The 12,360-nt window shown below is 43.9% G+C and carries 12 protein-coding genes, 1 pseudogene and 1 riboswitch; of the genes and pseudogenes, 5 read left to right on the top strand and 8 right to left on the bottom strand.

The features are described from left to right. Positions 1 to 269 precede the first annotated feature (269 nt). Positions 270 to 899: a LysE family translocator gene (locus AK966_RS11765; protein WP_099078088.1), complete on the bottom strand. Its 630-nt coding sequence runs from the start codon at positions 897 to 899 to the stop codon at positions 270 to 272. Positions 900 to 1,282: 383 nt separating this feature from the next. Between AK966_RS11765 and AK966_RS11770 the strand changes: the two genes are divergently transcribed. Continuing rightward, positions 1,283 to 2,230 (top strand): LpxL/LpxP family Kdo(2)-lipid IV(A) lauroyl/palmitoleoyl acyltransferase, encoded by a 948-nt coding sequence (locus tag AK966_RS11770; RefSeq protein WP_119464207.1) that lies wholly within the window; start codon positions 1,283 to 1,285, stop codon positions 2,228 to 2,230. A 117-nt stretch (positions 2,231 to 2,347) separates the two neighbouring features. Continuing rightward, positions 2,348 to 2,869 carry an RNA 2',3'-cyclic phosphodiesterase gene (gene thpR, locus AK966_RS11775; protein WP_099078086.1) on the top strand — a complete coding sequence of 174 codons (522 nt, stop codon included), beginning with the start codon at positions 2,348 to 2,350 and terminating at the stop codon, positions 2,867 to 2,869. Between the two features lie 57 nt (positions 2,870 to 2,926). Here thpR and AK966_RS11780 read toward each other — a convergent pair. Further along, a pseudogene (locus AK966_RS11780) lies at positions 2,927 to 3,366 on the bottom strand (MarR family winged helix-turn-helix transcriptional regulator). 64 nt (positions 3,367 to 3,430) lie between these two features. Continuing rightward, positions 3,431 to 4,906: a carboxypeptidase M32 gene (locus AK966_RS11785; RefSeq protein WP_099078084.1), complete on the bottom strand. Its 1,476-nt coding sequence runs from the start codon at positions 4,904 to 4,906 to the stop codon at positions 3,431 to 3,433. 274 nt (positions 4,907 to 5,180) lie between these two features. Between AK966_RS11785 and AK966_RS11790 the strand changes: the two genes are divergently transcribed. Beyond that, positions 5,181 to 5,816: a LysE family translocator gene (locus AK966_RS11790; protein WP_119464208.1), complete on the top strand. Its 636-nt coding sequence runs from the start codon at positions 5,181 to 5,183 to the stop codon at positions 5,814 to 5,816. A 101-nt stretch (positions 5,817 to 5,917) separates the two neighbouring features. On the opposite strand, the gene AK966_RS11795 is transcribed toward AK966_RS11790, so the two are convergent. Further along, positions 5,918 to 7,294 carry a sodium:alanine symporter family protein gene (locus tag AK966_RS11795; protein WP_099078082.1) on the bottom strand — a complete coding sequence of 459 codons (1,377 nt, stop codon included), beginning with the start codon at positions 7,292 to 7,294 and terminating at the stop codon, positions 5,918 to 5,920. A 116-nt stretch (positions 7,295 to 7,410) separates the two neighbouring features. Further along, positions 7,411 to 7,512: riboswitch (glycine riboswitch) on the bottom strand. Positions 7,513 to 8,041: 529 nt separating this feature from the next. On the opposite strand from AK966_RS11795, the gene AK966_RS11800 reads away from it, so the two are divergent. Both AK966_RS11800 and AK966_RS11805 read left to right on the top strand, forming a co-directional pair. Then, positions 8,042 to 8,200 carry a hypothetical protein gene (locus AK966_RS11800; protein ID WP_099078081.1) on the top strand — a complete coding sequence of 53 codons (159 nt, stop codon included), beginning with the start codon at positions 8,042 to 8,044 and terminating at the stop codon, positions 8,198 to 8,200. A gap of 31 nt (positions 8,201 to 8,231) precedes the next feature. Beyond that, a complete protein-coding gene (locus AK966_RS11805) occupies positions 8,232 to 8,966 on the top strand; it encodes a chromosome partitioning protein ParA (protein ID WP_099078080.1) in 735 nt (244 codons plus the stop codon). A gap of 255 nt (positions 8,967 to 9,221) precedes the next feature. Here the strand turns inward: AK966_RS11805 and AK966_RS11810 are convergent, their stop codons facing one another. From AK966_RS11810 to AK966_RS11825, 4 genes are all read right to left on the bottom strand, one after another. Then, positions 9,222 to 9,605 carry a hypothetical protein gene (locus AK966_RS11810; RefSeq protein ID WP_099078079.1) on the bottom strand — a complete coding sequence of 128 codons (384 nt, stop codon included), beginning with the start codon at positions 9,603 to 9,605 and terminating at the stop codon, positions 9,222 to 9,224. 178 nt (positions 9,606 to 9,783) lie between these two features. Beyond that, positions 9,784 to 10,359 carry a nucleoside triphosphate pyrophosphohydrolase family protein gene (locus tag AK966_RS11815; protein ID WP_119464209.1) on the bottom strand — a complete coding sequence of 192 codons (576 nt, stop codon included), beginning with the start codon at positions 10,357 to 10,359 and terminating at the stop codon, positions 9,784 to 9,786. A gap of 112 nt (positions 10,360 to 10,471) precedes the next feature. Next, on the bottom strand, positions 10,472 to 11,053 hold the full coding sequence (locus AK966_RS11820; protein WP_099078077.1) for a DUF1415 domain-containing protein: 582 nt from the start codon (positions 11,051 to 11,053) through the stop codon (positions 10,472 to 10,474). Positions 11,054 to 11,111: 58 nt separating this feature from the next. Beyond that, positions 11,112 to 12,335 carry an MFS transporter gene (locus AK966_RS11825; RefSeq protein ID WP_119464210.1) on the bottom strand — a complete coding sequence of 408 codons (1,224 nt, stop codon included), beginning with the start codon at positions 12,333 to 12,335 and terminating at the stop codon, positions 11,112 to 11,114. Between the last annotated feature and the right edge of the window lie 25 nt (positions 12,336 to 12,360).

A 12,360-nucleotide genomic window follows, 5' to 3' on the forward strand; every position in this document is an offset into this window, starting at 1 on the left:
ATGGTCTGTATTTACTCAAAAATGAAGAGAAAGTTTGGGCGATGCTTCTTTATTGATGTAAACGTTAGTGTTGGTGAAAACTGCACAAAGCTAATACAGAAAAATATATCAATGAATGTGTATACCCAAGTAACCTCAAGATGCTTGGCTCAGTGAGAATGACTTGGTTTGAAGGCGAGGCAACAGAGGGAGAATATGGTCTTCCTGAAAGGAAAGGTCTGCCCTTATCATGATTACACCGAGCACTAGATAGCGGTGGAGTTTCAATCTTACAAGCGAGTGTTGGCTAAACCAATACCAAAAAAGATGAACAAACCACCACTGATATAGTTAAGCCATTTGCTGGTTTTTGATGCCGTGAGCATCGCTTTTACTTTGCTCGCGAAAAAAATCACAAATAAAAACCAACTTGCGACAATACAGGCTTGAAGCATACCTAACATCATACTTTGTTCAAGAATATGGGTAGGCTGAACGAATTGAGGAAAGATTGATAAGTAAAATAGCACGATTTTTGGATTGAGAAGATTCGTGAGTAACCCTTTTACAAACGCTTGCTTAAGTGTTTGTTTCTCGATTTTTCGGTCAAGCTTGAGCTTTTGTTCAGCCATCTTGAGCCCGCTTTTAAGATTGTTGAGACCTAGCCAGATTAAATAAGCAACCCCTATCCATTTGAATGCATTGAATGCCACGGCAGATTGAGAAAGAAGCAAACTTAGGCCCTTTGCGGAAATAAAAGCATGGATAAGAAAACCAAGCCAAATCCCTAGGATATTCGCAATGGCAAATCTGCGGCTTTGTGTCAGTGCAGTAAATAAGATGAGCAAAGCGTTTGGGCCGGGAATGACCGCGAGGAAGAAGACAATTCCGCCAAAGGCGAACAAGGTGTCGATGTTCATTCTTATTCCAATTGGTTAAAAGAATTGCGTCAGCAAACAAGAGGGCATAACTGTACACTTGGCAGTCTAGAAAAACAAACTTTTAGCGTGTGATTCTTCTATCCATATTAAGTTGATAAGAGCACTTCTATTTATTCTGACTTCTCCCTAACTAGCGGACTGATCCATGATGTCATTACTCACTTTGTGTGAAATCTGTACTTTTATGTCAATTTTGGAAACGACAGTCGGAGTTTGGGTAAGTTCTTATTGTGTCGTGTGTCGAACAAACATAGAATCCGCGCGCTTTAGTTTTTGTTATAAGCACAATCAATGATAAAAGTTTATTTTATCAAACATTTTATTTTTACCGTCCGACCACGGACTCGTCTGATGACCTATTCATGAATAAATATAACGCGCCCAAATTTAAAGCAGCATTGTTGGCACCACGCTACTGGGGAACTCTTACCATTATCGGAATAATGTATCTTTTTAGTCTTCTCCCATTTCATACGCAACTTGCTTTAGGTCGAGGGATCGGTCGTATTGCCATGCGTTTGATGAAAAAGCGTCAAGTAACCATTAGGCGCAATTTAGAGCTGTGCTTCCCAAAAATGGATGACAAAGAACGTGAGAAGATTTTAAAAGATAACATTGATAATTCGGGCATTGCGCTGTTTGAAACTGCAATGGCTTGGTTTTGGTCTGATAGAAGGATAAATAAACACGTTACTATCGAAGGCATGGAGCATATTGAGGCCCTTGAAAAGCAGGGTAAAGGCGTGTTGATGTTGGCTGTGCATTCCATGAACTTAGAGCTAGGCGCGAGAGCGTTTGGTATTAAAAAATCAGGAACAGGCGTGTACCGACCAAACAATAACCCTTGCTTTGACTATTTCCAGTACCAAGGGCGTTCTCGCTCAAATCGTACTTTGATTGACCGTAAAAACGTGAAAGGTATGTTTGAAGCACTGAATACGGGTCAACGTGTTTGGTACGCTCCTGATCATGATTATGGTGTTCGTCGTTCAACGTTCGCACCATTGTTTGCGGTATCAAAAGCATGTACGACAACGGGAACCAGCTTATTGGTAGACCAGACAGATTGTGCGATTGTTCCATTTACGATGGTGAGAGGTGAGGATGGTCATTACACCTTAACGATCAGTGCGCCTGTTGACGGCTTCCCGAAAAACGATCCTGACCAAGCGGCGGTATTCGTGAACAAGATTGTCGAAAAATCGATTTTAGCTAGCCTAAGTCAGTACATGTGGCTTCATCGCCGTTTTAAAACTCGCCCGGAAGGCGAAATGTGTTTGTATAAGCCTTGCTTAGCACCAGCGATGTAATTCGATAGCCCAGAGTTTAACTCTGGGCTTTCTTTTATCAGCTATAATTTGCCAAACTCGTTACGGTATCAACATAACCTCAACTTACTTGGTTAAGCGATAGTCGCAGGAGGCATGATGAGATTGTTCTTTGCTTTAACGTTCGATGCTTCAGCAAAGGCGAAGATTAGACAGGCTCAAGAGATACTGGCACAGAAACGGTCATCTGGTCGTAAGACGCGTGCGTCAAACTTCCATATTACCCTAGCATTTATCGGTGAAGCGACACATGAAGAAATGAACAAGCTCGTGAGAATACTTCAACAAGTGATCACGCGCTGTGAATACGTGGTCGTTGACCACTATGGCTCATTCCGCCAGAGCAGTGGGCAGCTGGCTTGGCTAGGTATCTCAGAGAACCCTGAACTCGGACGGTTGCAAAATGAGCTAAGACATAAATTGACGAAAAATGGATTTATAACGGAGTCACATAAGTATCTTCCGCATATCACGATAGCACGCCATGTAGATAGGCATGTACGATTGGACCAGCTACCTATTATATCACTTCACCTTCCAATTAATTCTATAGCACTGATGGAAAGTAAGTTCGTTGGAGGGAAATTGGTCTATCACGTAATTGATGAGCTCTTATGTTAGCGGTATTTGTCATTGCCCTCAGCTAGCGCAAGGGCTACCTGAGGAAATTTTTAGCCTTTAGTTTTCGTCTTTTTGGGCGAGGTTAGTCGCTAATTTTTCGGCAATTAATTGAAAGGTATTAAGCTCTTCATTCGATACATCGTTCGCCATTTTACGAAAGATCTCATCATCAATGGTTTTGATTTGTGTTAGGACTGCATTACCTTTTTCAGTGGTTAATAAACATTGACTGCGCTTATCTTCTGGATTTGGTCTTTTTTCAATAAACCCCTCTTCAACTAGTGTTTTAATGAGGCGCGTAACTTGAGCTTTATCTCTATCAAGAACGCTCACTACATCCATCGCGGTACATGGTGATTTTTTGCTGATGATTTTGAACACTCGAACGTGCATTGGTGCATTGGTGCGATGGGCAGGTCGAGTTGCTCAACCTGTTCATGCAACTGACGTTTCAAAACGTGTACAAGATGAAAAGCACAGTAAAAAGCAATCAAGATTAAGTGAATACTAAAAAGGCTGGTATCAAACCAGCCTTTTGCATTTATGAACGGACAGGGGCTATTAGCCTAGGTAGCGGTTCTCTAAATGTGCTTTAAAGTGCTTAGCATTGAGCACTTCACCTGTTGCTTGGCTTACCAACTCGTCAGTCGTTAACAAACTCCCTTTGCTCCAGATGTTGTCTGCTAACCACGTAAAGACGGGTGAAAGATCGCCTGAGCGGATAGCCGCGTCAACATCAACGGTTTGCTTCATGGCAGCCATAAACTGAGACGCATACATGGCACCTAATGTGTAGCTTGGGAAGTAACCAAAACTACCATCTGTCCAATGTATATCCTGGAGGCAGCCATTTTTATAGTTCCCCTCAGTGGAAAGCCCTAAATACGCTTTCATCTTCTCATTCCACAGTTCTGGAACGTCAGTGTGTTTGATCGCCCCGTTCATTAAGTCGCGTTCAATTTCGTAGCGCAAGATAACGTGTGCCGGGTAGGTTAATTCATCAGCATCGACACGGATAAACCCTTTATTGACATGAGTGTAGATCTTAGACAGGTTTTCTTGTTCAAATTCTGCGCCTTGGAAATGATTTGCGGCTAAACGTGCTAAATGGTCAACAAAGGCTTCACTACGACCAAGTTGCATTTCGAAAAATAGCGATTGTGCCTCATGAATACCCATGGAGCGAGCCTCTCCCGCCGGTGTTCCAGCAAGTGATTGGGGCAAGCCCTGCTCATAGCGTGCGTGGCCTGTTTCATGCACAATGCCCATGAGTGATTGTACAAATTCATTTTCGTCGTAGCGAGTCGTGATACGAACATCAGTAGAAACACCACCACAGAATGGATGTACACTTTCATCTAGACGACCATGCTCAAAGTTAAACTGAAGCAACTTCATCACTTCCAAGCCTAATGCTTTTTGCTTGTCAGTAGGGTAGTGACCACTTGGCAATAGAATATTGTTGTGCTTTTGCTTTTCAATCGCCTCATCAATTAGCGAAGGAAGCCAAGTCTTTACATCTGCGAACAGCGTATCCAATGAAGCCGAAGTGGTGCCAGGTTCATAGATATCCAGCATGGCGTCATAAGGTGTACTACCTGCTGCTTCCCCACGGATTTGTGCTTCTTCTTGAGACAGTTTGACCACTTCTGCCCAGTTTTTTTCGAAGCCATCCCAGTCATTGTTGCCGCGTTGGCTGCGCCAGGCATGTTCACACTTGGAGCCAGCGAGAGATTGAGCATGTACGAGAGATTCGGGAAGTAGATTGGCTTGTTGCCATTCACGTTTCATCTCGCGTAAGACGGCTTGTTCGCTCGCGGATAGCGTTTGCGCTTCTGCTTGAGCAAACAGGTCGCCAAGATGGGGCTGAGTCATGAGTGAATGGATATGGACCTCTAATTCTGCCATGGCATTAGAGCGAGCTTCAGCGCCGCCTGATGGCATAACTGCCGCTTGATCCCACCCGACGATGGAAGATAGGTGTCTGAAATTAGAGACTTTGTTTGAATGTTCGACAAGTTTTTGAAATGCGTTCATGTGACTACTCTTTACTATGTTCTTTCCTTAAACACCCCAAATCGTAAATTAGATGTTGGGCTCGAATCTTTCGCTAAGTGACGTAGAACTATTGTGCACAAATCTAGGTGGTTGTATACCCGAGCATTTCTAGATCACTTGGGTATACCTCTTGATGCTGCTTAGGTATCGGCCAGTTATGGTCATTTGAATGACACGGTTATTGAAAAAGAAACTTGCGCATTGAAACGATTGGCGTTAATGATCGAGGAAAGCTGACGACACAAAGAATGATATGGATATTTTAAATTTCGAGGCATTTCTCATTGCCATCACGATATTAACGCTCACACCGGGGCTAGATACTGCTTTGGTGATTCGTAACACCAGTAGAGCAGGGCTAAAGGATGGGTGTACCACCAGTTTAGGAATTTGCTTTGGCTTGTTTGTACATGCCTTCTTCTCCGCGATTGGTATTTCTGCGCTATTAGCTCAATCTGCGGAGCTATTCCAAATGGTAAAGATGGTGGGAGCTGCGTACCTTATTTGGTTAGGTATCAGTAGCTTAAAGTCATGGATGAATGCGAGCAAAGGCATCGCTGTGGCGGAACAAACTTACCAGGTCTACAGCGCTAAACGTTCTTTTCGAGAAGGTTTTTTGTCGAACGTGCTTAACCCGAAAACTGCGGTTTTCTATCTCGCATTTTTGCCGCAATTTGTGAATCCAGAAGGGACCCCTTTGGTTCAATCGATGGCGATGGCGTTAATTCACTTTGTGATTGCGATGGTATGGCAATGTGGGTTAGCTGGCGCATTGAATTCAGCCAAAAACCTTTTAAAAAATGCACACTTTATGAAGTGGATGGAGGGGGCTACAGGGGCTGTGCTGGTGGTACTTGGTGTTAAGCTACTTATCGAAGAGCCATTGTAATAAACCAGATCTGCAACGCCTAGAAAGTATGACGAAATGAAAAAGCCCGCTGATTGTCAGCGGACTTTCGGTTTCTAGCGAAGGTTAAATAGCAATCGGTATTATGCTTTCACACCATCAACGTCATTAGCTTTAGACGCTGGTTTGAAGAACAGTTTTGTCTCTTCTAACACCACATGGCGTAGAGCAATCAAACCGATTAGGTTAGGGATCGCCATTAACCCGTTTACGATGTCTGCGAGAAGCCAAATCATATCGAGGTGTAGAAATGCACCAGATGCGACCAGACCAACAAAAATCAGTTTGTATGGCAGCACTGCTTTGGTACCGAATAGGAATACTACACAACGCTCACCGTAGTAGTTCCAACCAAGAATGGTGGTAAACGCGAAGAACATAAGGCCAATAGACACCAGTATTGGACCGAATGTCTCTCCGTTCAAGCCTACAGCAAATGCGTGAGTGGTCATCGCTGCACCAGAGAAGTCACTTTGCCAAGCGCCAGTGAGGATCAAAGCTAGACCAGTCATAGTACAAATGATGATGGTATCAAAGAAGGTGCCCGTCATTGAAATCAACCCTTGTTCTACACAAGAATCTGTTTTCGCTGCCGCTGCTGCCATTGGTGCGCTACCCAAACCTGATTCGTTGGAGAATACACCACGAGCGATTCCCGATTGGATAGCGAGCATGATGCTTGCTCCCAAGAAACCACCCGTTGCTGCTGTGGAGGTAAATGCGGATACCAGCACTAATTCAATTGCGTTAAGCAATTGGTCAGCATTCATGATGATAACGCTTAAGCACGCCAACACATAGAGCAACGCCATTGCTGGTACGACTTTACCCGCAACACTTGCAATCGACTTGATACCACCCAGAGTAACGAATGCGACCAATAGCGTCAGGATAAAAGCAGCCACTTCACGGTTTACACCGAGAGAGATTTCGCTCGCATCAAGAATTGCGTTTACTTGTGGGAACGTACCGATACCAAAACAGGCAACACCCAATGCAAATACTGCAAACATAATGGCCAGGGCTTTCGAGCCAACACCATATTGTAAGTAGTACATAGGACCACCAATCATTTGGCCTTTGTCGTCAACACGGCGGTATTTAACCGCAAGAAGACACTCTGCGTATTTGGTTGCCATGCCGAATAGGGCAGCAAGCCACATCCAGAATAGGGCGCCAGGGCCTCCAAGTTTGATTGCTGTTGCAACACCAACGATGTTACCTGTACCAATGGTTGCAGACAGCGCAGTACATAGCGCTGCAAAGCTAGAAACGTCACCCTGTTTATCAGATGACTTATCTTTACGAAATACCATCGCTAACGCAGTTGGCAGGTGTTTAAACTGGATCAAGCCTAGGCTAAAAGTGAAGTAAACACCGGTACCCACAAGCAAAAGCAGCAGTGGTGGACCCCAGACAAAGTTATCAATGGTTTGAAGTAAAGATTGTAGGTCGTTCATGATTTCCCCTTAATAAAACAACTAATAAGGAGAAGAGGGAAAGGACGAGATCAAAGATCTCTAATAGCCACGCTATTCAAAATAAGGCGGGAACGCCAAATAGTTAGGTTGTTACTTTCCACTCCTCTGTCCTTTTGCCTGAGAGTTTCACCCCGCACACATGTGCAGGACTTGCTCCTTCGGCGACCGATTTAACGGTTCTCTCCAGAGGTTCCTCCAACTACAGTCCCCGCTACCAAGGTAGCACCTGAAATAGTTAATTCTTCGGCGAGTTATTCCAACTAAATGTTAAAGTTTAGTTAATAACCACTCTCCTGTAGCCTTCATCGGAACATTTACTCAATCAAATGAGTAAAGGTAAGTTAATGATGCTGGTCACCATTAACGTGTGAACTCTATCATGTTTTGTTACCATTTCAACAACAAATGAAGATTTATTTTCAGCATATTATGGAGGCATTGTTGTCTTAGTTTCATCGGACTGCTGATTAACTAACCAAATGCTTTCTTGTGCTAGCTATCCTTAGTTTGTATAGAAGGAAAGAGACTGATCTTATTCGTTGATGAGAATGGCGTGGGTTGGCGATAAGCTGTTTACTTTAAAACAGATAATTGATCAAAACGGGAGCAATCGCTTCAAAATCTACGCAAAGTTAACCGTAAGCAACGTAGAAATAGGTTACAATGATTCCTTGCGCAGCTGTCGATGGGATCGGATAAGTTCTTATTATTGGACAAGGAGACGGTATGACCAGATTGTTAGCCATAGCGGTATTGATTGGAGTAGCGTTTGTGCTATTTCGTTATCGTACCAATGAAAAAGTCCAAAAGGTGACCGTGATTACGTTGATCGGCGCATTCTTAATTTATACCGCGTCAATCATGATTGCGGAACTCACTCGCTAGCAAACCAGCAGAGTCCTTGGAGTAAGATACGGTGACTTCTCAAAATAATATTGAAGACCAAGACGAAGTAGTTGTCATTGAGGCGCGCGATAAGCGTACTCTCATTTATATCGCGATTGCGGCCGTGTTAGGTTTGGCATTCGGTGGTTTGGCTGGCTCTGCAATGACGGCAAGCAAGTGGGAATCCACTTACCAAGTGTTGGAAGAAAAGTACCAAGCTCTAGCACAAGACAAAACCAACTTGGTCTCTCAAGTGAAAACACGCGAAGCAGGCATAGATAAAGAGATCGACGCAAAGGTCGCGAAGCTGTTGACAGAGAAAGAAGAAGCGCATAAAGCGGAATTAAAAGCACTTCAAGAGCAGTTGACCGTAGTGGAAAAAGTGAATTTGTCGCTTGAGTCGCAAATAAAAGAGCAGAAAGCAACATTGAACACGACCAAGGTCCAGAACGACAAACTGAACCGTCAAGCGGATATGCAAGCGACCATGTTTGAACGCTCCCGTGAAGTCTTCCGCAAAGAAATGCAGATTACCCAAGAATTGGCATCGTTGGAGAAAGAACGTGAAGCATTACTGCCTAAGATCGACACGTTGAAAAAAGAGTGTGATGTGTTCTTAGAAGGCAAATCGTGGGATGTAAAATCAGATGCTTGTGATAAACACGATGAAGCGAACTCACGTTTAAGCCAGATTGATCAGCTGATCGAGGTCTACAAGATGGACTTGAAACAAATTAAAGAGATCACCGAAGGTATGGGGCTATAATACCAATCGTAGTAAAAAACGGGTCATCCTAATTGTTATAACGATCGATAACTTCGTTTACTTTCGTGTTTTAAAGTAAGTTGGTTGTAGAAGAACTACTTATCTAAAATTTTAGCCTTGTTCTCATGCGTTTTCCCTGCGCTATTTCTGAACATTTACTTACTGTGATTGGTATAATTGATATTTTATTCGGTGTGAATGAAATAGAAAAAAGGAGCTTGATAAGCTCCTTTTTTAATGCGTTTTACGAAGGAATTAGATGCGTGAAGCATCATAACCAGACGCTAACAACAACTCGCGTTCATGTTTAATTAATTGAGCGCGATCTTCAATCAGTTCAAACAGGGCCAGCGAAGGTACCTCTGCTAACGTTTTAAATGTTTCAAACGAGTCTGCTGCGTCAATCTTTTCGATCATGTTGCTGATCACGTTACGTGCTTCACATGGATTATCGTGAGTCGTGAAGTATTCTACGTGTCTCGCCGCCGTTTTCATCTCCGTTAGGAGCTCAAGTGGGCTACTGTTTTTTGCCACAGCCATGTAATTGTCCAGCACGCGCTTTGCGTACAACAATTCTTTTAGAGGAATATCACGTCCGCTTTCAATGAGGGACTCTGAAAGGATCATACTTGAGCTCATAGCCATTCCTTTATCAATTATTCACAAATCCTTGGGTATTTGAGTCTAATTTATTGAAGGCAGGATGGGAATGCTAGGAAGCGCATTTAAAGCGTAAAAGAGCAATATTTATGAATAAAAAACCGCTCATGGAGGATGAGCGGCTTATGTTTATCTATAACGTGAAATGCGCTTCTAGTTATTGTGTTAGTGGCTTAAGGTCTGCTGGGCGGTAGTAAACCGATTTAAGCACTTTGCCTTTGCGCACAGTTTTACCTTCAGAGACGAAGTCTTCTGCGCATTTCGCGATGATGTATTCGCCTTTTTGAACCGCCATTAGTTTGATGCCTTGCTCTGCGTAGAATGCTTCCGTTTCTGCGTACTCTTGCTCGTTACGACACACTTTGCTCATGTTGCTAGAGTGTACTTCATCCCAGCAAGGAATAAAGTCGATACCGCGGTTAACGGCTACGTTTAGCAGTAGATCGATTAGGTAGCTGATTGCTAGGTTGTCTTCAACTTGGCTGTCACCAAGGTGCACTAGGCGACCCATTAGAACGTACACGCTGTCGATGATTGCGTCAGCTTGCTCTGTTTTGTTGTCTGCTTCTGCTAGTTCAGTTAGCTCTTCGATCGCCAAAGACGTGTGTAGCGTATCGGCTTGTGCATCTAGGCTTGCGACATCTGCGACAGGTAGGTCGAATGTGCTACGGAATTCAGTGATGTCACGGTATAGGTGATCAAAAATCTCTTGGGTTAGCTTTGACAGTTGCATTCTAATGTCCATTGAATCGATTGAAGCCGCAATCATATCAAACCGAACTTTAATCCCCAAGCGATCCGATTTTAAGTGGCGAGAAATCTGCCGCTTGGGGTGGGTGTTCTTATTAGCAGAACAGGTAAGGGAAGAGTTTCTTGCGCTCTTCTTCTGACAGCGCGGATACGCGGGCAATGTTGGTGTCTGGAATCGATTCTGGATCAGGGTAGTGCTTAAGTACCTTTTCCATGCTTTCTTCACGAATAAGATGGAATACAGGGTATGGAGAACGATTGGTCAGATTTTCGTCATCCTCCGGTTCTGTACCACCAAAACAATAATCTGGGTGGAACGTTGCGACTTGGAAAATGCCTTCCCAATTTTGCTGCTTGATTAAGCCTTCAACCCAATCTATGAACAGGTTGTAGTCCCAGAAGTCTTGCAGCATGTTTGGAACCACGACCAAAGTGGTTTCGAGTTTTTCTGGATCTGTGTTACTGAGCTCAATGAACTGCAGCAGAATATCTTCGAGTAGCGCGTTATCTTGAGTGGCTTCACTGATGAAAATTTTAATTTGTTTATTGCGTTGCGGTTTGGCAGCAAAAGGACATAAGTTTAGTCCGATCACAACGTCATTGAGCCATTGATCGACTTGCAGCGTGATCGTGTTGATATCAGTATTTTGAGTATCTTGTGTTGAGCGCGTTGGCATACAAATTTCTTGCTTTTATGAATGTGCCGCAAGCATAGCAGACCCTGAAAAGCGTTGTTTAATTTCTTTTCAAGCGCGTCATATCCGCACCGTTGTTGATATCGAAACTTGCACTGATATGCTTTAAGTATGCGATGGCTGTGAACATGGCGAGGTACAGAGCACTACCGCCAACTAATACACTCGACCAACCACCATGCTGCCAGCAATAAAGCAATAAGAATCCGCCCAAACTACCGCCAATATAGTAGTGAACAAGGTATAAAGCCGTGCCAGTCGCTTTAGCTTGCGTGGCTGTTTGACCAACCCAGCCATACGCTAAAGTGTGAGTAAAGAAAGCGCCAAAACTGATCAGTAACAATCCAATAAGCATTGCGGCCATGCTGTCAATCGCCGCCATCCACATTCCCGCCATACTGATGACTGAACCGATGAACATACCGAGAACCGACGAGTAACGTTTACTCCAATGGCCAGCACATCGAGATGAGAAAGTACCGCCCAAATAGCAAACGAAAATCAGTGACGCTAAACCAACGGGAACATGATGAGGAGCGCTAACTAAGCGAAATCCCATTACCGAGTAGAGGTTAACAAACAGAGCGAAGTTCAAACTGCCAATCAGCATCGCAAGCCATACGCGCTGGTTTTTGAAATGGCCAATAATGGCTCGGTTGTGGTGTCTCCAGCTACTTGATGAGGGGGTAAAGTTACGCTGCTTTGGTAAAAGATAATGAACACTGATAACACCAACGAGTGTCACCACCATCATCACTTCGATCGCGACATTGATGCTAAAGTTGTCTGCCAGCAAGCCGCCACTGATACGACCCGCGATACCACCCAATGAGTTTGCAGCGATATACGTACCAATTGCCATCGAAAAAGCATGCTTATCTAACTCTTCCGCCATATAGGCCACTGCGACGGCAGTAAATGCAGCGATGGCAACGCCCATTAACGCCCGGCAAATAACGAGAAATAAAAAGGAATCGCCAAGAAGCATGAGTGCAGAAATGACGGGTATCGAGAACAACCCCAATATCATTATGGGCTTACGACCTATCGATTCAGATAAGATGGCCAGCGGTAATAAACTAAGGGAGAGCGCAAGCGTGGTTGAGGCAAATAACCAGTTTACTTGAGTTTCAGTAATGGCAAATTTAATTGCAAAAGAGGGCAGCATCGGCTGGAGCAAGTAAAGATTTGAAAAAACCAAGAATGAGCCAAGCGCGAGAGAAAGTGTCATGCGTTTGTATTCAGGAGTGCCGAAAGTGACCATGGATTCTGCCAAATGCCAACAAGCA

The organism is Vibrio sp. PID23_8 (genome assembly GCF_003584965.1).
Classification (GTDB): Bacteria; Pseudomonadota; Gammaproteobacteria; order Enterobacterales; family Vibrionaceae; genus Vibrio.